Source organism: Shimia thalassica, from assembly GCF_001458215.1.
GTDB lineage: Bacteria > Pseudomonadota > Alphaproteobacteria > Rhodobacterales > Rhodobacteraceae > Shimia > Shimia thalassica.
This window is the reverse complement of the sequence record NZ_CYTW01000004.1, coordinates 113,218-136,077: the sequence shown is the minus strand read 5'-3', so window position 1 is coordinate 136,077 and position 22,860 is coordinate 113,218. Positions and strand designations below refer to the sequence as shown.

At 55.4% G+C, this 22,860-nt stretch carries 22 protein-coding genes; 7 read left to right on the top strand and 15 right to left on the bottom strand.

Annotated elements, in window-relative coordinates; all coding sequences use genetic code 11:
* Positions 1-45 precede the first annotated feature (45 nt).
* Positions 46-2,052 (top strand): hydantoinase/oxoprolinase N-terminal domain-containing protein, encoded by a 2,007-nt coding sequence (locus tag PH7735_RS15845; protein ID WP_058312397.1) that lies wholly within the window; start codon positions 46-48, stop codon positions 2,050-2,052.
* A 59-nt stretch (positions 2,053-2,111) separates the two neighbouring features.
* On the opposite strand, the gene msrA is transcribed toward PH7735_RS15845, so the two are convergent.
* Both msrA and msrB read right to left on the bottom strand, forming a co-directional pair.
* A complete protein-coding gene (gene msrA / locus PH7735_RS15840; protein WP_058312396.1) occupies positions 2,112-2,612 on the bottom strand; it encodes a peptide-methionine (S)-S-oxide reductase MsrA in 501 nt (166 codons plus the stop codon).
* Between the two features lies 1 nt (position 2,613).
* Positions 2,614-3,060, bottom strand: coding sequence for a peptide-methionine (R)-S-oxide reductase MsrB (gene msrB, locus PH7735_RS15835; protein WP_058312395.1), 447 nt, complete (start codon positions 3,058-3,060; stop codon positions 2,614-2,616).
* A gap of 136 nt (positions 3,061-3,196) precedes the next feature.
* Between msrB and PH7735_RS15830 the strand changes: the two genes are divergently transcribed.
* Positions 3,197-3,721 carry a glutathione peroxidase gene (locus PH7735_RS15830; RefSeq protein WP_058312394.1) on the top strand — a complete coding sequence of 175 codons (525 nt, stop codon included), beginning with the start codon at positions 3,197-3,199 and terminating at the stop codon, positions 3,719-3,721.
* Here PH7735_RS15830 and PH7735_RS15825 read toward each other — a convergent pair whose 3' ends face one another.
* The 4 genes from PH7735_RS15825 to PH7735_RS15810 all read right to left on the bottom strand — a co-directional run bounded on the left by PH7735_RS15825 (position 3,722) and on the right by PH7735_RS15810 (position 9,883).
* Complete coding sequence (locus PH7735_RS15825; protein WP_233488332.1) at positions 3,722-4,717, bottom strand: GlxA family transcriptional regulator; 996 nt, start codon at positions 4,715-4,717, stop codon at positions 3,722-3,724.
* Positions 4,718-4,738: 21 nt separating this feature from the next.
* On the bottom strand, positions 4,739-7,189 hold the full coding sequence (locus PH7735_RS15820; protein WP_058312392.1) for a GcvT family protein: 2,451 nt from the start codon (positions 7,187-7,189) through the stop codon (positions 4,739-4,741).
* Positions 7,190-7,216: 27 nt separating this feature from the next.
* The gene (locus tag PH7735_RS15815) at positions 7,217-8,296 is read right to left on the bottom strand and encodes an alcohol dehydrogenase family protein (RefSeq protein ID WP_058312391.1); all 1,080 of its coding nucleotides are present in this window, start codon (positions 8,294-8,296) and stop codon (positions 7,217-7,219) included.
* 63 nt (positions 8,297-8,359) lie between these two features.
* Positions 8,360-9,883: a trimethylamine methyltransferase family protein gene (locus tag PH7735_RS15810; protein ID WP_058312390.1), complete on the bottom strand. Its 1,524-nt coding sequence runs from the start codon at positions 9,881-9,883 to the stop codon at positions 8,360-8,362.
* A 113-nt stretch (positions 9,884-9,996) separates the two neighbouring features.
* Between PH7735_RS15810 and PH7735_RS15805 the strand changes: the two genes are divergently transcribed.
* Positions 9,997-10,902 (top strand): LysR substrate-binding domain-containing protein, encoded by a 906-nt coding sequence (locus tag PH7735_RS15805; RefSeq protein ID WP_306341230.1) that lies wholly within the window; start codon positions 9,997-9,999, stop codon positions 10,900-10,902.
* 30 nt (positions 10,903-10,932) lie between these two features.
* Here the strand turns inward: PH7735_RS15805 and PH7735_RS15800 are convergent, their stop codons facing one another.
* From PH7735_RS15800 to ade, 7 genes are all read right to left on the bottom strand, one after another.
* Entirely contained in the window at positions 10,933-11,349 is a 417-nt protein-coding gene (locus PH7735_RS15800) for a thioredoxin family protein (protein ID WP_058312388.1), read from the bottom strand.
* Positions 11,350-11,366: 17 nt separating this feature from the next.
* On the bottom strand, positions 11,367-12,080 hold the full coding sequence (locus PH7735_RS15795; protein ID WP_058312387.1) for a cytochrome c biogenesis CcdA family protein: 714 nt from the start codon (positions 12,078-12,080) through the stop codon (positions 11,367-11,369).
* A gap of 58 nt (positions 12,081-12,138) precedes the next feature.
* A complete protein-coding gene (locus tag PH7735_RS15790) occupies positions 12,139-13,014 on the bottom strand; it encodes a DMT family transporter (RefSeq protein ID WP_058312386.1) in 876 nt (291 codons plus the stop codon).
* A gap of 66 nt (positions 13,015-13,080) precedes the next feature.
* Positions 13,081-14,052: a glycosyltransferase family 2 protein gene (locus PH7735_RS15785; RefSeq protein ID WP_058312385.1), complete on the bottom strand. Its 972-nt coding sequence runs from the start codon at positions 14,050-14,052 to the stop codon at positions 13,081-13,083.
* Between the two features lie 178 nt (positions 14,053-14,230).
* Positions 14,231-14,518: an HU family DNA-binding protein gene (locus PH7735_RS15780; protein WP_058312384.1), complete on the bottom strand. Its 288-nt coding sequence runs from the start codon at positions 14,516-14,518 to the stop codon at positions 14,231-14,233.
* Between the two features lie 187 nt (positions 14,519-14,705).
* Positions 14,706-16,187 (bottom strand): AMP nucleosidase, encoded by a 1,482-nt coding sequence (locus tag PH7735_RS15775; protein ID WP_058312383.1) that lies wholly within the window; start codon positions 16,185-16,187, stop codon positions 14,706-14,708.
* Entirely contained in the window at positions 16,184-17,992 is a 1,809-nt protein-coding gene (gene ade / locus PH7735_RS15770) for an adenine deaminase (protein WP_058312382.1), read from the bottom strand. The genes PH7735_RS15775 and ade overlap by 4 nt, the downstream gene beginning before the upstream one ends.
* A 73-nt stretch (positions 17,993-18,065) precedes the next feature.
* Here ade and PH7735_RS15765 point away from each other — a divergent pair, with 73 nt between their 5' ends.
* Complete coding sequence (locus tag PH7735_RS15765; protein ID WP_058312381.1) at positions 18,066-18,488, top strand: VOC family protein; 423 nt, start codon at positions 18,066-18,068, stop codon at positions 18,486-18,488.
* Between the two features lie 28 nt (positions 18,489-18,516).
* Here PH7735_RS15765 and PH7735_RS15760 read toward each other — a convergent pair whose 3' ends face one another.
* A complete protein-coding gene (locus PH7735_RS15760; protein ID WP_058312589.1) occupies positions 18,517-19,398 on the bottom strand; it encodes a LysR substrate-binding domain-containing protein in 882 nt (293 codons plus the stop codon).
* A 118-nt stretch (positions 19,399-19,516) separates the two neighbouring features.
* Here PH7735_RS15760 and PH7735_RS15755 point away from each other — a divergent pair, with 118 nt between their 5' ends.
* Entirely contained in the window at positions 19,517-20,272 is a 756-nt protein-coding gene (locus PH7735_RS15755; protein WP_058312380.1) for a class II aldolase and adducin N-terminal domain-containing protein, read from the top strand.
* Between the two features lie 93 nt (positions 20,273-20,365).
* Here the strand turns inward: PH7735_RS15755 and PH7735_RS15750 are convergent, their stop codons facing one another.
* A complete protein-coding gene (locus PH7735_RS15750; protein ID WP_058312379.1) occupies positions 20,366-21,313 on the bottom strand; it encodes a GlxA family transcriptional regulator in 948 nt (315 codons plus the stop codon).
* A gap of 78 nt (positions 21,314-21,391) precedes the next feature.
* On the opposite strand from PH7735_RS15750, the gene PH7735_RS15745 reads away from it, so the two are divergent.
* Positions 21,392-22,555, top strand: coding sequence for an acyl-CoA dehydrogenase family protein (locus PH7735_RS15745; protein WP_058312378.1), 1,164 nt, complete (start codon positions 21,392-21,394; stop codon positions 22,553-22,555).
* 3 nt (positions 22,556-22,558) lie between these two features.
* A complete protein-coding gene (locus PH7735_RS15740; RefSeq protein ID WP_058312377.1) occupies positions 22,559-22,849 on the top strand; it encodes an Rdx family protein in 291 nt (96 codons plus the stop codon).
* Positions 22,850-22,860: the final 11 nt, after the last annotated feature.

Sequence of the window (22,860 nt, the reverse complement as noted above, 5' to 3'; positions counted from 1 at the left end):
CAACATGTTGCCTAGGGCAGAACGACAGGAAAACAGGAGCGCGCAATGACTTTGTCCCTTGGGGTGGATACGGGCGGAACATACACTGACGCGGTGTTGATCCGGGATGAACGCGAGGTGATCGCATCTGCAAAATCTTTGACCACGCGCCATGATCTGGCCGAGGGCATAGGCAAAGCGGTCGAGGCGGTTCTGCAACAAGTCAATGCCGATCCTGCCGATATCGCACTTGCGTCATTGTCGACCACATTGGCCACCAATGCCTTGGTCGAGGGGCAGGGGGGTAGGGTCGCCCTGATCCTGATCGGGTTTCGCGAAAGTGATCTGGAAAAACACGGGCTCTCGGATGCATTGGCGGGTGACCCTGCAATTCTTTTGCAGGGCGGACACAACCATGCAGGTGAACAAAAGTCGCCTTTGGATGAACAGGCCCTTCATGACTGGCTACAGGAACACGGTCGCGAAGTGTCTGGGTTTGCCGTGGCTTCACAGTTTGCGACACGTAATCCAGCGCATGAGCAACGCGCCGCAGCGATGGTTGGCGACCTGACGGGGCGCCCGGTAAGTTGTTCGCATCACTTGTCGTCCAAGTTAAACGGGCCAAAGCGTGCAATGACCGCGGTTTTGAATGCACGTCTGATTGGCATGATCGATCGTTTGATTTCACGTGCAGAAGATCGTCTGGGGGAACTTGGCATCACGGCCCCTTTGATGGTCGTTCGCGGGGATGGAGCACTTATCTCGGCCAGCTTTGCACGTGAAAGGCCGATTGAAACGATCCTAAGTGGACCTGCGGCGTCCATCGTTGGGGCCCGCTGGATGACAGGGGCGCAGAACGCACTGGTCAGCGATATCGGCGGCACGACCACTGACATTGCCGTGTTGCGGGATGGGCGTCCTGCCATTGACCCTCATGGCGCGCGCGTTGGGCCCTATCGCACCATGGTAGAAGCCGTGGCCATGCGCACCACGGGTCTCGGCGGTGACAGCGAAGTGCACTTCATCACAGAAGGCCTTCAAGGTGGCGTGACACTCGGCCCGCGCCGTGTACTGCCCGTTTCCCTAATCGCGACCGAAGCGCCAGAAACGGTACATAACGCTTTGGATCAGCAGCTTCGAAATGCGACCCCGGGTGAATATGATGGCCGTTTCGTGCGCGCGGTGCGCGGATTGCGGGCCGATGGTCTTGGGCCACGCGAGGCCGCCTTGCTCGACCGTGTTGGCGATTTGGTGCATCCGTTGGGCAACGTCTTGCGCACCCGGATGGAGCAAAAGGCGCTGCGTCGTCTGGTTGAGCGCGGTTTGGTGCAGGTGGCTGGTGTGACGCCGTCGGATGCCAGCCACGCGCTAGGCAATGCGGATACATGGGATCGGGAAGCCGCGGAAAAGGCTCTTGCGCTGTTTGGTCGTCGCAGAACCGGAGCCGGTATGATGCTTGCCCCTGAACCCAAGGACATCGCGCAAATCATTGTGGATCAACTGACCCAGCAAACGATGCTGGCCCTGCTGGAAACGGCGTTTGCAGAAGAGGACGATGACTTTGGTTTGGATCCGACCCAGCTTGCCCGTCACGTTCTGCTGCAACGCGGGCTGGACCGGCATCGCGGCTTGTTGCGTTTGGATGCGGGGCTGAACCTGCCTGTTATTGGTCTTGGCGCGTCTGCGTCGACCTATTACCCTGCGGTCGGCGTGGGCCTGCATTGCCAGATGGAATTGCCAACGCATGCCGGTGTTGCCAATGCGGTGGGCGCTGTTGTCGGGCGCGTTACCATCCGGCGCACAGGCGAGGTAAGTGCGCCCGCCGAAGGTCGATATCGCGTGCATTTGGAAGAAGGTCCCCAAGACGTTTCTGAATCAGAACAGGCTCTAACAATGCTTGAAACGCACCTTTCGGCCCTTGCACGGTCAGAGGCCGAGCAAGCTGGCGCGGAAGGGATCCGGCTCACGGTTTCGCGTGATGTTAAGATGGCTCAAACAGAGGGGCGCGACGTTTTTGTCGGGGCTTTTGTAACCGTAGAAGCCTCTGGTCGGCCACGGATTGTGGCCGATTGACAAAACGGATGACCAAGACCCCATGCACCGTTTGCCGTGTACGGGGTCCTGGCCGGATGTTAGCCTGCGCGTTTAGGCAGGACCCAATCTGGTCTTGGAAAATGGCAGGTGTATCCGTTCGGATTTTTTTCCAGATAATCCTGATGAAAATCTTCAGCTTCCCAGAAATCTCCAACCGGATCGACTTCGGTCACAACTTTGCCGGGCCAGATGCCAGAAGCATCCAGATCTGCGATTGTGTCCAGCGCGATTTCCTTTTGCGTTTCGTTCTCGAAGTAAATCGCCGAGCGATACGACATGCCGAGGTCATTGCCCTGACGGTTTGGCGTTGTCGGATCATGAATCTGGAAGAAAAACTCGAGAAGCTGTCGGTAGCTCAGCTTTGATGGATCAAAGGTGATTTCGATCCCTTCTGCATGGGTGCCATGATCACGATACGTCGCGTTTGGAACGTCCCCACCGGTATAGCCGACCCGAGTTGATATCACGCCGTCCATTCTGCGGATCAGATCTTGCATGCCCCAGAAACAGCCGCCTGCCAAAATTGCACGTTCAGTCATTTTAGACCTCCTCCACCTGCGCCAAATAAGACCCATAACCTTCGGCCTCCATGTCATCACGATGCACAAATCTCAGGCTGGCCGAATTGATGCAATAGCGCAGCCCACCACGGTCGGTTGGTCCATCGGGAAAAACGTGCCCAAGGTGGCTGTCACCGTGTTTAGAGCGCACTTCGACCCGCACCATTCCATGTGTGGAGTCGTGGTGCTCAGACACGTGTTCGGAAATGATCGGTTTGGTGAAGCTGGGCCAGCCACATCCTGATTCATATTTGTCCGAAGAGGCAAAGAGAGGCTCTCCCGAAACGACATCAACATAGATGCCGGGTTCTTTGTTCTTCAGCAATTTGCCCGAACCCGGGCGTTCTGTACCGTTTTCCTGCGTCACCCAAAACTGTTCATCGGTGAGCGCGGCAATCGCATCCGGGTCGCGTCGATAAGTGGTCATGCGCGTGTCTCCTGTTGTTCGATACACATTAGATGGTTTCAAGAGAGCGAAAGCAAAGCGATATTTCACTTGGATCAACCATAGGTGATCCAATTCCCGTTTCCGGCCGTATCAAGAATAAACAGGGGGATTTGAAATGAAACAAGTCATGTTGGCTATCTTGATCGCAGTGGCATGGGTCTTGCCGGTCAAAGCGTTGGAATTAGACGCGCCGTTTGAAAACATTGATGGCGGTGAACTGCAGTTGTCTCAATGGCAGGGGCAGCCCGTGTTGGTCGTGAATACGGCATCGCGATGTGCCTATACCAAACAGTATTCACAACTTCAGAGCCTGTATGATCAGTACCGCGACCAGGGGTTGGTGGTTCTGGCTGTGCCTTCGAACGATTTCAGACAGGAACTTGGAAGCGAGGAAGAGGTTAAAGCCTTTTGTGAAATTCAATTCGGTCTGGATTTGCCAATGACAGGAATAACGCGGGTGAAAGGCAAGGATGCCCATCCGTTTTTCCGGTCACTGGCGCAGGAAGAGGGGTTCAGGCCCAAATGGAACTTTAACAAGGTTCTGATTGCGCCTGATGGCAGCTTGGCAAAAACCTTTGGATCGAAAACGGCCCCAATGTCTGGTGCGATCACCTCGCAAATCGAAGCTTTTTTACAGTAATTAGCCGCGACAAGAGTCATTGCTTGGCGAAACGCCAAAGCGCGCGCGATAGCTTTTGGAAAAATGCGTTTGAGAGTTAAAGCCGCTTGCGAAACAGATCTCTGACAAGCTCATGTTTGTTTGAAACAAAAGCTCTCGGGCCTTTTGAAGCCTAAGACCCGTGTAATAGGTCTTTGGTGTTGTATTCAGGTGCTTCTTAAACAAACGCTCGAGTTGCCGGCCTGACAGGTTCACCATCATGGCAACGTCCGCCGGTGACAAGGGGTCCTCAATATTTCGCGCCATGATCTCGATGGCCTCTGCGAATTTGGTGTGACGCGCCCCGGATCGCGCCTGAAGCGAAAGACGCTGGCTGTGCTGTTCTGTGCGCGGGGACGTATACACCATGAGGTCTGACACGTAATTGGCAAGGTCGCGCCCGAAATCACGTTCAATCAAATGAAGCATCATGTCGATCGAGGCGGCACCACCTGCGCAGGTTGGCCGATCCGTGTCGATGGCAAACAGGGTTTCCCGAAGATCCATACCGGGAAACACTTCGACAAAGGTGTTGTGATACTCCCAGTGCGTTGTCACAGGGCGATCAATCAACAAACCGGCCATGGCCAAAGTGTATGATCCGGTGCCAAGGGCGCCAACCGTAACGCCAGAACGGGCTTCGCGGCGCAGCCAACTCATGATCTTGGGGGTGCTGCGGGATGCAATGTTATCGCCACCAACGACAATAAGCGTGTCTTGGCGTGACAGTTTTTCGATTTCCCCATCAACACCGGTCGACAATCCGTTTGAGGCATAGACGGTGCTTCCGGTTTCGCTCAGGACGCGCCACTCGAAGAATGTCTTTCCCTCATATCCATTTGCCATGCGCAGGGCTTCGACCGCGCAGGTGAAAGACAGCAAAGAATATTCTTCCAGCAACAGGAAAACGTATTTCTTGGGGGCAACCGGACGAACCGGTTGCGCCTTCGTTGCCGACAGGGCCATGGGCTTTGTCATCTCGCCAACTCCCGCGTCGGGCTAGGCGCGCATATTGGCACCGTTGGCGTCATAAATGGGATTTCCCAGAATTTCAGCGTCATAGAGTTCGCCCAAAATTTCTACTTGCACCAAGGTTCCCGCTTCGGCGGATGCGACGTCGACATACCCCATAGCCATGGATTTCTGCACGTGATGCGCATATCCCCCTGACGAAATGTACCCAACCGCATCGCCATTTCGCAGAATGGCTTCGTCGTTGCTCACATCGATGCCGTCGACATCGATGGTCATTGTTACCAATTTGCGTGTGGGTCCTTGCTCTTTTGCGGCCAAAGTTGCGGCTTTGCCGACAAAGTCTTTGTTCCAGTTGATGAAGGCATCCATACCGGATTCAATCGCGTCGAAATCAGGACGGAAATCGAGCGTCCAGACCCCCCATCCTTTTTCCAGCCGCATCGACATCAAAGCGCGGGCACCGTACCAGCAATAGCCGAGGTCCTGACCGGCGCCTTCTACAGCTTCGGCAAGGCGCAACAGGTATTGCGGTTTACAATAAATCTCGTAGCCGAGCTCTCCCGAGAAGGAAATCCGGTTAAGGATTACGGGCACCCCGCCGACATAGGTCTGGCGCAGGTCGCGAAATTTGAAAGCTTCGGCCGAGACATCATCGCGTGTCAAACGCTGGAGCAAGGCGCGCGACTTTGGGCCGGACAAGGCGATGCCGTGCCAGTCGTCGCTGACGTTTTCATACTCAACATCTGCAGGTTTATCCTTTTCGAACCAGCGCCGGTGTGCCTCTTGCATGGCACCCGATCCGAACAACATGAAGTGGTCTTCGGCAAGGCACGCAACAGTCAGATCACCATAGAGCTTGCCCTTCGGGGTGAGCATCGGGGTCAATGCCAAGCGTCCGGGTTTCGGGACATATCCGGCAAGAATAGAGTCTAAGTACGCACGTGCACCGGCCCCTTTGAAGGTATGTTTTGCAAAGTTGGCGATCTCGATGCCGCCCACCGCTTCGCGCACTGCTTTGACCTCGCGGGCAACATAGGCATGGCTGCGGTTACGTTCGAACGTGGGGTCTTCGTGGGCGTCTTCAGGGCCGTCTGCAAACCAAAGGGCATTCTCGAGACCAAAGCTCTGACCCATGCGCGCGCCCTTGGCGACAAGACGGTCATAAAGCGCGGTTGTTTTCTGCATTCGCCCTTTGGGAAGGGTCTCGTTCGGGAAGGTCATCACGAAGCGACGCTCATAGTTTTCGGTCGATTTGATGGTGCCCCAATCCGGCGTCGCGAATTCCCCAAAACGGGCAACATCCATGGCCCAGACATCAATAGACGGCTCGCCGTCCATCATCCATTCCGCCATGGTAAGGCCAACGCCACCGCCCTGACAGAAGCCCGCCATCACACCCACGGCGACCCAGTAGTTCTTCATGCCCGGAACCGGACCAATCATCGGGTTCCCGTCGGGCCCAAAGGTGAACGGCCCGTTGATCATATCCTTGATGCCGGCCTCGCCAATTGCAGGGATGCGTTCGAACGACATTTCCAGACGGTCAGCGATACGATCAAGATCCGGTTGCAGCAGTTCGTGGCCAAAATCCCAAGGTGTTCCGTCAACCTTCCATGGGGTGCCTTTGGGTTCGTAGGTGCCCAAAAGCATGCCCTGCCGTTCCTGACGGAAATAGATATTGGCCTCATAGTCGATCCCCGCAGGCAGACGTGATCCATGATTGGCGACCGCATCAATTTTTTCGGTGATCAAATAGTGGTGTTCCATCGGTTGCACAGGCAAATGAATGCCGGACATGTGTCCAACTTCCCGGGCCCAAAGACCGCCACAGTTGACCACTTGTTCCGCGTTGATCGTTCCCTTCGGTGTGACCAAATCCCAACTGCCATCTGGACGCTGGCTCATTGAGGTCACCCCGCAATGGGTGAAATACTGTGCTCCGTGAACTTTGGCCGCCTTGGCAAAGGCATATGTTGCGCCAGATGGATCCAGATCCCCGTCCTGATCATCCCACAGGGCCGCATGATAGTGGCTGGGGTCGATCAACGGATGGCGTTCGGCCACTTCTTTTGGGCTGATGAACTCTTGGTTCAGACCCATGTATCGCGCCTTTGACCGTTCACGCTTGAGGTAATCGTACCAGGTCTTGTTCGAGGCCAGATAAAAGCCGCCGGTGATGTTCAAACCCACACTATGGCCCGAAGTTTCCTCGATTTCTTTGTACAAATCGATCGTATAGGACTGTAGGCGCGAGATATTCGGGTCAGAGCTGATGGTGTGTATCTGTCCGGCTGCATGCCAAGACGAACCGGACGTCAGCTCGTCACGTTCCAGCAGAACCACGTCTTTCCAGCCGAACTTGGCCAGGTGAAACAGAATGGAACAGCCGACAACGCCGCCACCAATCACCACAACCTTTGCGTGGGAGGGCAGTTTCTTGGTAGGGCGCGACGCATCTTTTTGAATCTCGGGCATTGAGTGAATCCTAGAATGTGAGCAGGTTCAGGGCAGCAAGACCAACTTGCCGACAAAGGTTTTTTGCAGGAACATCTCTTGCGCATCGTGGATACGGTCGAGTGGGAAGGTCTGCGCGACAAGCGGTGCGATTTCGCCGGCTTCGATATAGCTGACAAGGTTCGGCATGGTTTCTGCGGCCTGCGCGGTGCCCCCGACAAAGGTCAGATCCTTGAGGTAGAGATCGCGCACATCCAGCGATACCATTGGCCCGCCAATGGCGCCGGATGTTGCATATCGTCCGCCGCGCTTGAGGCATGCGATCAAGGCCGGAAAGCCATCACCCGCAACCAGATCGACAACCAGCGTGACGCTTTGCTCTCCGAGAACTTCGGCGGGGTTTTCATGTCTATCCAGCAGACGGTCCGCGCCAAGGGCCTGCATCTGGTCATGTTTGCTTTTCGAGGCCATCGCAATGACCGTGGCGCCGCGTCGTTTGCACAACTGCACGGCAGCAGACCCCACGCCGCCCGACGCCCCCGTAATCAAAACGGTATCGCCCGCCTTGCAACCCGCCCTCGAGATCAGGTTCTCGGCTGTTGAATAGGCACAAGGAAAAGAAGCAAGCTCGGCGTCGCTCAGATCGCAATCGATCTTGTGGGTGTGGATGTCCTTTGCCGTCGCAAACTGTGCGAAACCACCGTCACATTCGGACCCCCATGTGATGAAATCCCATTCATCCACCGCGTCTGCGGCGGGTTGCAGGCTTGCGACCAGAACACGTTCGCCAATGCGGGCGGGATCAACATCTGCGCCTACCTTCACAATCGTGCCGCTGGCGTCTGCGCCTTGGATACGCGGGAACACCAAGGGGCGTCCGGTCCAGCTGGCGTCATCCGCATCGGCCTCCAGCGACCCTGCGGCCGCTTCGGTGTCGCCATCAACGGCCTTGGAATACCATCCGATCCGGGTGTTGATATCGGTGTTGTTGATGCCGGCTGCTTTGACTTCGATCAGAACCTCGTCCGCCTTTGGTTCGGGAACAGGAACGTCCGTGCGAAACTCAAGGGCTTCTGGTCCGCCGTGGCCGGTCAGATAGACGGCCTGCATAAATTCGGGAATGGTCATAATGAACGCTCTCGGTGATTGTGATTGCTCTGTGTGAAAGGTTGGAAACCTGACTGCTGAACCTCAGTACCACGCATCTGGAATGACTTCCTTTCGGCGCGCGACATAGGCCGATAATTCTTCGTGTGTTGCCTCGTCCATTTTTGGGGCTTCGTACTGGTGCAACATCTCTTTCCAGCGGGAACAGGCTCGGGTTCGCATATCGGTTGCACCTTCTTCCTCCCACTTTTCAACGTTTTCCGAGTCACTTAACTTGGGTTCATAGAACGCATTTTGGTAATGACGCATGGTGTGCGCAGACCCGAGGAAATGCCCGCCCGGTTCAACCTCGGCGTAAGCGTCGCGGGCCAAGCTGTCTTCGCTGGTGTCCAGCGCGTGATCCAGAACCTTTTGGTAAGAGCCCAAGCGGTCGGCATCCATGATCAGTTTTTCATACCCAGTGGACAGCCCACCTTCGAGCCAACCTGCCGCGTGCAGCACAAAATTGGCACCGGCCAGCATTGTGGAATGCATGGAATCCGCACTTTCATAGGCGGCCTGTGCGTCTTCGATCTTGGACGCCGTCAATGACCCGCCACAGCGCAACGGCAAACCGGCGCGGCGGGCCAGTTGTCCGATCGCATAGTTGGACACTACAGGTTCCGGCATGCCAAAGGTCGGGGCGCCGGACTTGAGGCTCATGGAAGACAAGAAGTTGCCCAACACAAACGGCGCGCCCGGACGAAGCAGTTGAACATAGGCGCAAACCATCATCGCCTCGGCCATGGCCTGACAAATTGCGGCAGCTGTCGAAACGGGTCCCATTGCCCCCGTCAAAATAAAGGGCACGACTATCAATCCCTGTCCCCGCGAAGAATAAACGCGCGCCGCTTCGGTCACCACGCGATCCACAAGCAGAGGTGAGTTGGTGTTTACGTTGCCCATGATGACGCAGTTTTGCTCCATCACATCTGCGCCAAAAACGATTTCGGCCATATCGACAGAATCTTGGGCGCGGCTCATTTCGGTAATGGCACCAAGATGCGGTTTGTCAGACATTGTCATGTGCGCGAACATCATATCGAGATGACGTTTCGAGACCGCGACATCTGTTGGTTCACACACCACAAACCCGCCGTGATGCAGATTGGGATGCAGATACGTCAACTTTACAAGATCTTCGAAGGCGGCCATGTCCCCATACCGCCTGCCACGTTCCAGATCGCGCACAAATGGCGACCCATAGACAGGGGCGAAAACCTGATTGGTGCCACCGATAGTGACTGACCGCTCTGGATTGCGGGCAAGCTGGGTAAACTGGCTGGGGGCTTTTGCGCAGAGTGCCCGAATCCACTGGGCGTCGGCCCGGACGATGTCACCTTCGATGCGGGCGCCTGACGTGCGCCAAAGCTCGAGCGCCTCTGGATCGTCGCGAAAGGCGACACCAATGTTTTCGAACATCCAGTCAACCTGTGCTTCGAGTTCTGTCAGCTGATCCTCGCCAAGGATGTCAAAGAAGGGCAGGGTGCGCTTGATATAGGGAGAGGCCGGTGCGCCAAGAACAGGCGTGGCTGTGCGGGATCGTGATGCGCGTGTGCGTCGGGCCATCGTCTTCTTCCAAAAAGGGTTGCTTTGACGAGGGTAAGGCGCCTTTTCAGGTTTGTGATCCTTGAAAAAATCTATGATTTGGATAAACCACAGTTATGCAAGAATTGTGGAAAATGCTGACGTCTCCGCGTCATTTGATATTCTTTGAGGCTGCAGCGCGGCTGGGGTCTTTTACGCGCGCAGCCGATGAACTCAATGTGCAACAGCCTGCGGTCAGTGCCGCCATCCGCCAGATGGAAGAGTCTTTGGGTGTTAAGCTGTTCTTGCGTGCTCATCGATCCGTATGTTTGACACCCGCCGGAGAACGCTTGTTTTCAGACGTTTCCGTCGCGCTAGAGCGTATTCTGGCGTCAGCGCGTGCCGTTCATCAACGAGGGCAAAACGATCACGTCACGCTTTCGGTTTCAACAGCTTTCGCAAATTACTGGATGGTGCCCCGGCTCGAAGCCTTTCATGACGCCAATCCCGGTATTGATCTGCGGCTTCAGACAAGTGATCGGGATCCGGATCTGGATGCAGAAGACATCAGCCTTGGCATAAGGCGTGGGTATGGAGAATGGCCAGAGTGCGAAAGTGTGCTGATCGCGCCGGAAGTCATTTATCCGATAGCCAGTCCAAGAGTCATGGCCGCTGCTGTGAACCTCACAACGGTGCCGAATCTTCTGCACGAAAGGCTGATCCACCTCGAAGAGCCGATCCGTGAACGCCCCACTTGGAAAGACTGGTTTGCCCACCACAAAATTCAGGATCAAGCCCCCAAAGCCGGTCTGCGATTAAACGATTATGCTTTGGTGCTTCAGGCTGCCATGGCGGGCGAAGGTTTCGCGTTTGGCTGGCGCCATGTCACCCGCCAGTTGATTGCCCAAGGCCTGTTGGCGGCAAAAACCGAATGGGCGTGGCGTACTGGTGCCGGGTATTATCTGGTGTGGTCCAAACGCGTTCCGATGATCCCCCAAGCCGAAAAGGTGCGTGATTGGCTGGTGACACAAGCGGAAACAGGTGGGGAAACCGAGGGCTGAAACCCTCGGTCAAAGTATGGGCCGCGTGTCTTATGCAACCGATGCAGTAAGAGCGGTGTCCATCAAATCTTTGATTTGGTCTTTGGATGTGCCGGCCACGATGCGACCCAGTTCCTTGTTGCCTTTCAGGACAACCAGCGTCGAGCGACGTGGAATCTTGAGCCGTTTTGTCAGATCAGCCTTGGAATAGGCGTCCCAGTCGACATTGACGAAGGTGATGTTCTTCTCATAGTCGCCGTTTTCGGATTTCAGGGCATTGATAACGCGCTCTTGGGCCTTGCAGGTGCCACACCAATCCGCCTTGAAATCAAGGAACACGGTGTCGCCGGCATCGAGACGCTTTTGAACAAGGCCGGGCGCATATTCTACTGCGGCAATTGCAAGGTTTGGCAGTGCTGCAGACGCGAGAGTGGCTGTGCCACTCAGGATAAAGTCTCTGCGTTTCATGACGAGTCTCCTGTGAATTAGATAGATACGGACAGATCAAGCAACCAGGCAGGCATTATGTTGACGAGCCAGGCTTCGATCGAGTGGTGAAGGTTAAAGAAAAGCATCAGACCGACGGCGATAAACATGACGCCCATAAACGGACGGGCCGACGCGGCAATCTTGCGCATGAGGTCTTGGCGGCGTTGCAGTGCGGATCGCGCACCGTACCCAAGGGCCAGAATAATCGAGGACACACCCAGCGCAAAGAACGTCATGATCAGCGTCGCGCGGAGAAGGCTTTCTCCTTGGCTGGCCAGGGATATCGCGCCACCCAATGTCGGGCCGACGCAGGGGCTCCAGACGGCACCGAGCAGCACGCCCCCCATAAACTGACCACGCAGGGTGGATCGGTCCACTTGATCCAATCCCGCGTCGGCGCTTGAAGCGACGCCAGCGGTGGCTGTCGAAAACGCAGTTGAAAACCGCGGGACCAACAGGATGACACCAAAGGCAATCATCAAAAACGCACCTGCGCTGGCGATATCCTCGGGTCCAAGCCCGATTGCGTAGCCAAAGGTGGTGACACCCATGCCCAGCACCACAAAGGACAGGCTCATGCCTGCAGCCAGTGCGACAGGGCCGTATTTGCTGGCTTGAAGCGCCGTTGCCAACACAATCGGCAAGACGGGTAATACGCAGGGATTGATCAACGTCAGCAATCCAGCGCCATATGCAAAGAGATATTCCATGACACTTTATGTGCCAAGAATAGGATATGATGTCAGTACAAAGACCTCTGACGCGCGATCACTTGGCCGTGTTCGTTTGTTTCGAAAGTTGCACCAAGAGAATGCCAACCGAGATCACAGCCACGCCAACATAATCCATGACGCCCAAGCTTTCGCCCAATAGCAATGCAGCAATCAGAACACCAAAGAACGGATTGAGGAAGTGGAATGTTGCCGCGCGCACAGCCCCGATCCGGTTGACCAGTGTGAACCAGATCCATGTTGCAAAAAGCCCCGGCGCAACAATGGTATAGGCAAAAGCTGTCAGCATGCGGGGATTCCAGTTGAACTCCCATGTTTCGAATGCCAATGACGCCACAAACAGAACTGCCGCGCCGACGAACATCTGCAAGCCGACAATCATCATCAAATTGCCGCCGGTCGACGCGCCACGCAACATCAGGGTGGCAATGGTCAGTGCGGCCGCCCCCACAAGGCACAAGCCGACCCCGAAAATGTCGACACCGGCGCTCATGCGGGATCCCATAATCACGATGACACCCGCAAATCCGAGGATAAGTCCGATGCTGGCCTGTTTGTTCAGCTTGTCCCCAAGGAACACCCACCCCGCCAGTGCCACCATGAGAGGCATTGTTGATGCAATGATAGAGGCAAGCGAGGCCTCGACCGTGGTCATGGCCATGAAGTTAAGCCCAAGGTACAGAGCGTTCTGACACAAGCCAAAGATCAGCGTGGCCCGCCATTGTTCACGGGTGAGATGCCAGCTTTGTCCCATTGCGCGTGCGATGGCGACGCCCAGAACTCCGGCAATTGCAAAGCGCAGGGCCGAGATCGCAAACGGGGGGGCATCTGCCACAATAATGCGTGCGGATGTAAAGGCCGAAGACCAGATCAGGGCAAAGAGCAGCCCCATGCCAATAGCGCGAAAATCCATTTCTGACGGCCTTTTTCCCTGTCGTGCCGCCAAGCAGTAACTCGCAAGATCAGTAGTAGCAAACGCCTATTTGCGAGGAGGCAAGCTCCATTCTAAAATGCGCTCTGGTGTAAGCACTTGGTCACGTCGTGTGCGATATGCGTCAAGAGCAGCCTTTTCCAGTTCAACAAGTTCCGGATCAGAACGCATTTCATTCAAAATGGCTTCGGTCGCGGGCCAATGGCGCAGAATGCCTTTTTCTTCGACGTCATTTCGGTTGTGGCGGAAGTAAAAGACCGAATTCAGGAAATACTTGTTTCGGGTTGCTGCCATGCCGTCGCCGCGGTCGTTCTTCATCAAGAAGATGTCCTGCGATTTGATGGCATAGTGGTTGATGTTCGCGTTTTCCCAAGTGCAGGCCTCGAACCCCATACGGTATCGCGCACGGGATGGATTGCGCAGGGCGCGGTTGTAAACATGTTCGCCAGCCGTGTTGATTAGCACCGGATTGTCCGAAACCGGCTCTTTCGGCATGTGATCAATGGCAGACCCGAACCTGTCGGGCCTGAACATGGTCTTGTGGGCTATGCTGCGTTTCATCGGCCGTCCCTGCGCACGGGTGAAGGCATTCAAGACGCTTCCGCCGTTCCAGTAACCAAGACCGTTGTGCCCAAAACTGCGCCACAGGATGGCGATGGCCTCGGCGTCATCTGACACCGCCAGCAGGTCAGACACAAAGCCCTCGCCTGCCGTCACGTTCAGAAATTCGTCCGCATCGATGTGCAGCAACCACGCGCAGCTGCCAATTTCCGGATGTGCCAAGGCCCGACGCAATCCTGCCCTTTGAGGGGCCTCGCCTTCTTCCAGCTGATTGTCGATATGAATGACGTGGCCCAACTCGGCCAGACGATCAAGCATCCGGTCCGATCCGTCGGTACAGTTGTTTGTTGCAACCGCAATCGTGTCAAAACCGATGGCACGGTGATAGGCCACCCATTCCATGATGAAGGGACCTTCGTTGCGCATACATGAAAAGACGGCGGCGCGATCGGACTGCATTGATGTGACCTGCTCTGTTTTCAGGAGAAAAAACGGGAAATGGGCCGAGCGTGCAAGAATAAAGGTTTAGGAAATGTGATTTCTGTTGCGTGCGTTGCTTCTGGAGCAATGCGGAATGGCCTGACACACAAAAAAGGGCCGCCTTGGGCGACCCTTTTCGTAAGCAATAAGCGAAAGCTTAGCCGTTCACGCTGTCTTTGAGCGCTTTGGCAATGGTCATTTTCACAACCTTGTCGGCTTCTTTCTTGATCTGCTCGCCGGTCGCGGGGTTGCGAACCATGCGCTCGGGACGCTCGCGGCAATAGATTTTACCAACGCCTGGCAGGGTAACGGCACCACCAGCGGATACTTCGCTTGTGATCAGTGCACATACTGCTTCCAGAGCAGCGCCTGCGGATTTTTTGTCGGTGCCCATTTCTTCGGCCAGAGCGGCAACGAGCTGGGTCTTGGTCATTGGTTTTGCCATTACAGGTCTCCATTAGTCTGCCCGAATATTGGGCCTCATGGCGGGCATTTAAGTGGATATGGTAGGGGAACACAACGAATTGTGTGTCAGAAAACCCAAAAAACTAGGGGATAACTGCTGTTTTTTGCCTGATTTGCTGGTGACCGACACCTTGCAAGACGTTCACGTCAACTCTTGCGATTAAATCTCACAAAAATGCGGTCTCGTCAAAGCTGCGCAATTTTCGCGAATGAAGACGCTCTAACGGCATGTCCCGCAGGGTTTCCATGGCCCTGATACCGATCATGAGATGGCGTGCCACTTGGGTGCGATAAAAGTCAGAGGCCATGCCGGGCAGCTTCAATTCACCATGCAAAGGTTTGTCGCTGACACATAACAAGGTGCCATACGGGACGCGAAAGCGGAATCCATTGGCCGCGATTGTTGCGCTCTCCATGTCCAAAGCGACGGCACGTGATTGGCTCAGACGCTGAACAGGCCCGGATTGATCACGTAATTCCCAATTTCGGTTGTCAATTGTTGCAACCGTTCCTGTCCGCATGACACGTTTTAGGTCATACCCTTCCAACTCGGTAACATCTTCGACGGCTTGTTCCAGCGCGATCTGCACCTCGGCCAGCGCCGGGATCGGAACCCACACGGGCAGGTCATCGTCAAGCACGTGGTCCTCTCGCAAATAGGCATGCGCGAGAACAAAATCTCCAAGCGATTGTGAATTTCGAAGACCTGCGCAATGCCCCACCATGACCCACGCATGGGGGCGCAAAACAGCGATGTGATCCGTGGCGGTTTTAGCATTCGACGGCCCGACGCCGATATTGACCAGTGTAATCCCTGAACCATCTTTGCGCTTCAGGTGATAGGTCGGCATCTGAGGTTGCTTCTCGACCACATTCAGAGGGGCATCAGGATCTGTTATCTCTTGGTTACCGGTGCTGACAAAGCTCGAATAGCCGCTGTTGGGGTCTGCGAGCTGGGTGCGAGCAAATGCTTCGAACTCGGACACGTAAAACTGGTAGTTGGTGAACAGGACGTGGTTTTGAAAGTGTTCCGGATCTGTCGCGGTATAGTGGCTGAGACGCGCCAAGGAATAATCGATCCGTTGTGCGGTAAAGGGCGACAGGGGCGCGCTTCCGTCGTCGTGTCCTGAAAATGTGCCATTCACGATATCGTCGTTGGTATTCGACAACATAGGCACATCAAACACATCTCTGAGAGTGAAGGACGACGCGCCTTCTTGTGGGACCGTTAAGGTGGCATCTGACGAGACCGCAAAATGAATGGGGATCGGTGTGTCGGATGGGCCAATGATCACAGGAACGCCATGGTTGCAGATCAAAAGGTCGATCTGCTGCACCAGATAGTTTCGAAACAGATCGGGGCGCGTGATGGTCGTGCTGTGTGTTCCGGGTTCGGCCACGTGACCAAAGCTCAGCCTTGAGTCGATTTGTGCAAAGCTTGTCGTTGTGATCCGGATTTCCGGATAAAAGGCGCGAAAGCGTTTTTGCTTTGGCCCGCCTTCCAGAACAATTCGAAATTTTTCACACAGAAACGACGTGCCTTCACGGTACAATTCTTCAAGGCGCGTGACGGCTGCCTCTGCATCGGTAAACGCTTCGGCGGTGGGAACGGTGGGTGTGATGACGGGGGTGTTCGCAGCAGGTGTCATGTAGTGCTTTCCAAAAGGTCCGTCAGTTCAAATTTGACCACATCGACCAAACCCAAATCCGACAGGCGCAGTTCCGGGATAACAACAAGCGCAAGGAACGAGTGCTGAATATTGGCGTTGTTCAATGTGCAGCCGCAGGCGCGCATGCCATCTACAATCCCTTGAGCCTTTATGGCGACCTCTTTGGCGGGTTCATCAGACATCAACCCGGCAATAGGAAGTTCGACAAGCGCGATCTCTTGCCCGTCTTTAAAGATCACCATGCCGCCCGAAACCTCACCAAGACGGTTGGCGGCCAGTGCCATGTTCTCGCGGCATGTTCCGACGACAATCATTTGGTGACTGTCATGCGCCACTGTCGACGCCATGGCCATATCGCCCTGATATCCAAAGCCAGAGACAAATCCGTTCGCCACACTGCCAGTTCCGCGATGTCGCTCAACAAGGGCAACTTGGGCAATATCAGTCTCTGTTTCAGGCTGAACCAGCCCATCCCTGACCTGAAGCACGGCTGAAAGTGCTTTTGTCGGAGCCTGATTTTCGACAATTCCGATCACCTTTGCTTTCACCGAAGTAGCACCTTCTGGTGCGGGAATCGCAAAATCGGGTGCGGACAGCTGTTTGCCAAGGTGCACGGTTTGTCTCGCGTGATCGGGCCAGTCATAATGCGGGCAGGTCACAAGACATGTGCCGTCTTTCGCGACGGTGACACCACGTGCAATGACCAATTCAATTGGCAAGCTGTGTAAATCGCTGGTCAGGATCACATCAGCACGTCTTCCGGGTGTAATAGAGCCTAATTCACGCTCTAACCCAAAGTGTGTTGCTGTGTTGATCGTTGCCATTTGAAGGGCGATAAGAGGATCGCATCCAACGTCGATGGCGTGGCGGACGGCGCGGTTCATGTGCCCGTCTTGAGTTAGAGTGCCAGAGTGGCAATCGTCGGTGCACAAGATAAAGCCTCGCGGATCGAGCCCTTTTTCGGTCACTGCAGTAATCTGGGATTCGACATCATACCAGGCGCTGCCGAACCGCATCATGGCGCGCATGCCCTGTCGGACGCGCATCACGGCGTCGGCTTCGCATGTGCCTTCGTGATCGTCTGCCGGTCCGCCCGCCGCATAGGCGTGAAAGTTCGGGCCTAAATCAGGGCTGGCATAGTGCCCGCCGATCGTTTTTCCGGCTTCTTGGGTCGCGGCCATCTCGGCCAGCATCTTGGGGTCGGCGTGAATGACGCCGGGAAAATTCATCATCTCGCCAAGACCCACGATACCGGGCCAGGTCATGGCCTCGGCCACGTTTTCGGGCGTTATTTCATACCCTGTCGTTTCGAGGCCCGGAGCAGAGGGCGCACAGGATGGCATTTGGGTAAAGATGTTAATGGGCTGTAACAGAGCCTCGTCATGCATCATACGAACGCCTTCGATGCCAAGCACATTCGCAATCTCATGAGGGTCCGTGAACATGCTGGTCGTGCCGTGCGGAATGACCGCGCGCGCGAACTCGGCTGGCGTCAACATGCCGGACTCGATGTGCATATGCCCGTCACACAGGCCAGGGATCATAAAGCGGCCATGCGCCTCAATGATCTCGGTGTTTTCGCCAACACAATGCGACGCATCCGGACCGACATAAGCGATCCGCCCGTCGGCAATGGCAATGGATTGGTCTGGCAAGATTTCCCGCGTGTGGACGTTGACCCATTGTCCATTTCGAATAACCGTGTCGGCGGCGGCGCGTCCTGCGGCAACTGCAATGAGGCGGGGGGCACTTTCTGCCCAGCTTGGAAAACTGTTCTTAGTCATGGCCCACGTTGACACAGTGGTAAGGGAACTATCAAGCTGCATGGTGATGAAGGTTTCGTGAAAGGGCTTTCTTGTGAATTTTGAAACTGTGGATGCAGAAACGTTTGGAAAATCCCTCAAAGGGATTGGCTTCAATCTTCTTGTGCGCAATGTCAGAGCACATTGCGCCATGTTAGAGACTGTTTTTGATATGACTGTGCATCAGCCGACGGATGATTTTGCGATCGTCACCTATGGCGATCAGGTGTTTCAGCTTCATGCCGACGGGACGTACCATTCAAACCCGCTTTTGGGGCTGTTGCCTGAAAATGGTGCAAGGGGTGCCGGTCTCGAGATCCGTCTATATGATACAGACCCAGAGGTCGCAGTTGCCAGGGCCGAGGCCGCAGGGATGCATGTTTTGCAGCCTCCAACGGACAAGCCACATGGTCTGAGAGAGGCGTATCTGTTGTGTCCGGATGGGTATGCATGGGTGCCTTCGCGCCCCAAAGACTAGAGGACGCGCACCTGCGAGGTCGCCCCGCCTAGTCGAGTGACCCTTCGAACGCAGCAATTTCCTCGATGAGCCAATTGCTGAAGGCTTGGGCCGATGGGGTATCTGCGGCCTGAGGAGACATCAGTAGATAATAGGCTTCTTCCATGGGCACCCGGTGTTCAAACGGACGCACAAGCGTGCCTTGTTTTAGGTATTCCGAAGCAATCGTGTCATGCGCAAGCGCAACGCCTCCTCCCGCTGCCGCAATGGCGAGCGAAATCGAATAGGTGGTGCAATAGGTTACATAAGGATTGGGCCAAGTTAGAGACTGATCTTCGGCCCAGGACGGCCAGTTGCACATCAGCCCCGCGCAGTCAAAAAGAGGATGACTGGAAAGTTGATCGAGAGGCACGTCATATCCGGGCGCCGCAACCGGATAGTAATGATCCCTTTTGAGCAGATGGGCATTCAGGTGCGTGGCAGGACGCAGCGAATACCGGATCTCGATATCTGCGCCTTCGGCCATATCGCGCGCTTCCCAAAGTTCGGTTCTGATGCTCAGGCGAACGTCAGGGTGACGCGCGTGAAATCGCGGCAGGCGCGGAGCGAGCCACTGGATCGCAAAAGAAATGTTGCTTTGCACCTGCAAGACATTTCGATCAGGGCCAAGCATTGCGCGGGTGCCACGTGTAAGGGTGCGAAACGCCTCTCGGACGACAGGCAAAAAGGTTAGGCCCGATTGGGTCAATTCCAATGCGCGCGGGCGGCGATGAAAAAGCTGTCGCCCCAAGTGACCTTCCAGCGATTTGATCTGCTGGCTTACGGCGCTTTGGGTCATGTTGAGTTCGGCGGCCGCATCGGTGAAAGACAAGTGGCGGGCCGAGGCCTCGAATGCGCGAAGCCAATTCAAAGGGGGTAGGGCAGAGTTCATGGTATAATCCATGCATAAGTTATACTAATGCATTAACTCAGAATTTTTCGTTGGTAAAGAATACCGGCTTTGGGCAGGCTTGAACTGATTTCGATTTTGTCCAAGGAGATACGCCAAAATGAGCGTGACTGAACTTCGCCCGAATATGGACCACTGGCAGGAGCGGGTCGATTTGGCGGCTGCCTTTCGCTGGACGGCTCGGCTGAACTTGCACGAAGGGGTAGCCAATCATTTTAGCCTTGCGATCAATGATGATGGCACGCAGTTCTTGATGAACCCAAACCAGAAACACTTTAGCCGGATCAAGGCCAGCGATCTGATTATTGTGGATGCCAATGATCCGGAAACCTTGTCCGGACCAGATGCGCCAGACCCCACCGCGTGGGGGCTTCATGGCGGCATCCATCGCCACTGTCCGCATGCGCGGTGTGCAATGCATGTCCATTCGATTCACGCGACGGTTCTGGCTTCTTTGGAAGATTCACGTTTGCTGCCGATCGACCAGAACTGTGCGACCTTCTTTAACCGCTATGTGATCGACAACCACTATGGCGGACTTGCCTTCGAGGACGAAGGCGAGCGTTGTGCCGCGTTGCTGACCGATCCAAAGAAGAAAACCATGATCATGGGCAATCATGGTGTGATGATCATTGGCGATACTGTCGCAGAAACGTTCAACCGCCTCTATTATTTCGAGCGTGCCGCCGAGACCTATATTCGCGCGCTGCAAACCGGACAGCCGCTGCGGGTGTTGTCCGATGAGGTGGCTGAAAAGACGGCTAGCGAACTGGAAGACTATCCCGAACAGGACTTCAGGCACCTTGCCGAGTTGAAAGCCATTTTAGACGAAGAAAACTCGAACTACGCGAGCTAACGTTTTCCGTGAAGCTGGCACAGAGAACTGGCGGCCTATGAGGCTGCCGGTTCTTCGAAAAGTCGCATCCGTTTGCAAGTATTTCGCAACAAATCAGAGACTATTCCTGCGTAAATCTCGTGGTGTGGTGCCAAATTCCTTGCGAAAGGCACGCGTCATTGCGGCGGGATCTTCATACCCGGAGCGCAACGCGATTTCGCTGATTGCGAGATCAGTTTCATTCACCAACTTGCGGGCAAACGTGAGACGCATGCGACGGTAAACCTGTGCAGGAGACGCGCCAAGGTCCGCCTTCATCCGCGTTTCCAAGGCCTTTTGTGTCCGGCCCGTGCGCCGCGCAATTTCTGAAATGGGCAAGGGGTGCTCCAGATGCTCTTGCATCAAAGCAAGGGCCTGATTGATCACGCGGCTGGAAGAGCTGGCCCCGCCTGCATGGGATCGTGCCGAATCCCGGGACATGAACAGTTGTGCCACCTCCAGCGCCAATGCCTGTCCCTGATCGCGCCCGATCAAGTGCATCGTCAGATCAAAGGCGGCCATGGCACCGGAACAGGTGATCCGGTTGTCATCAATCACGTATCGTTCGCGCACGGTGTCCACTTCTGGAAAACGCTCTGAAAACCGGACCAATTCTTCCCAATGGATCGTCGCGCGATGGCTATCAAGCAGCCCCGCCTCGGCCAACAGCCAGCTTCCTGTGTCCATAGCGGCAAGTGTTTCGTATCGATGTGACGCCGCACGCAGCGCTGCTTGCGTGTGCCAGCCACCGTGGTTCAAGAAACCATAGGACGGCATGACCACAAGCATGTCGCCCGCGTGATCCGCCAAACGGCTGTGCGGCGTGACCTCAAGGCCGCTGGAAGACACAACAGCCTCGCCGGTAAGTGAAAGGAAACGCCAGTCATAGAGCGTCTGATCGCTTAGCATATTGGCGGCGCGCATAGGCTCGACCGTATTGGCAAGGCAATGGTTCGAGAATCCCTCGAACAGCAGCACGCCGATGTGCTGCAAAGCAGCGTTTTTTTTGGTCCAATCATGCATGATAAATGACTAATCTTGCATGATGTGAATTGGCAAGCCCTTTCACATGGACAAAACACCTTTAACGGAGCGCGCAACATGCAGTTTGGGATGACCGAAGAACAGGCAATGATCGTCGATACGACACGTGCCTTTGTTGAAAATGAACTTTATCCACACGAGTTGGAAATCGAACGGACCGGGCATCTGGACATGGACGTCATCAAGGACGTTCAGAGCAAGGCAATGGAGGCAGGTCTTTATGCCGCCAACATGCCAGAAGAAGTGGGCGGTGCGGGCCTCGATACCCTGAGCTGGCTTATGTACGAAAAGGAACTGGGTCGGGCCAACTATGCGCTGCACTGGACGGGCGTGGCGCGCCCTTCGAACATTCTTTTGGCTGGCACCGACGAGCAAAAGGAAAAATATCTCTATCCCTGTATGAAAGGGGAAAAGTGGGATTGTTTGGCGATGACAGAGCCTGATGCGGGTTCCGATCTGCGTGGCATGAAGGCCACGGCCAAGCAGGACGGCGATGATTGGATTTTGAACGGAACCAAACACTTCATCAGCCATGCCGACATTGCCGACTTTGCGATCTGTTTTATGGCGACAGGTGTCGAAGACACGCCCCGCGGCCCGAAAAAGAAAATCACCGCGTTCTTTGTCGACAAAGGCACGCCCGGTTTTGAAGTGCGCGACGGGTACGGCAACGTCAGTCATCGTGGGTATACCAATGCGGTTCTGGAATTTGACGATTGCCGCCTGCCGTCCTCGGCGATTTTGGGCGAAGTCGACAAAGGGTTTGACGTTGCCAACACGTGGCTTGGCGCGACCCGTCTGCAAGTTGCGGCCACCTGTTTGGGACGCGCAGAGCGGGCATTGCAACATTCCGTAGAATACGCCGCCGAACGCAAGCAATTCGGCCAGCAGATCGGCAAGTTTCAGGGCGTATCCTTCAAACTCGCCGATATGGCGCTGGAGCTGAAGGCGGCCAACCTGCTGACATGGGAGGCTGGTTGGAAGTTTGATCAGGGCACCGTCACCGAATCCGACATGTCGATGGCGAAACTCAAAGCGACCGAGATGTTGGCCTTTGTCGCTGACGAAGCAATCCAGATTCACGGCGGTATGGGGCTGATGGATGAACTTCCTCTCGAACGCATCTGGCGAGACGCGCGGGTTGAGCGTATCTGGGAAGGCACCAGTGAAATCCAGCGGCACATCATCAGCCGCGAGATGCTGAGAGCACATGGCGCTTGATCGATGACAAAACCACACGTGACCATCACTTATTGTACGGGGTGCAACTGGTTGTTGCGCGCCGGATGGATGGCCCAAGAGTTGTTGCAGACCTTTCAGACCGAATTGGGGGCTGTGACGCTTGTGCCGGGTGAAATGGGTGGCGTGTTCGAAATCGAGGTGGATGGCGTGTTGATCTGGGAACGAAAACGCGACGGAGGCTTTCCCGATGTGAAAGTGCTCAAAAGCCGCGTCCGTGACCAGATCACGCCCGAGAAAGACCTCGGTCACCTTGATCGTGACGTGACGGATTAGGCTCTAATCAG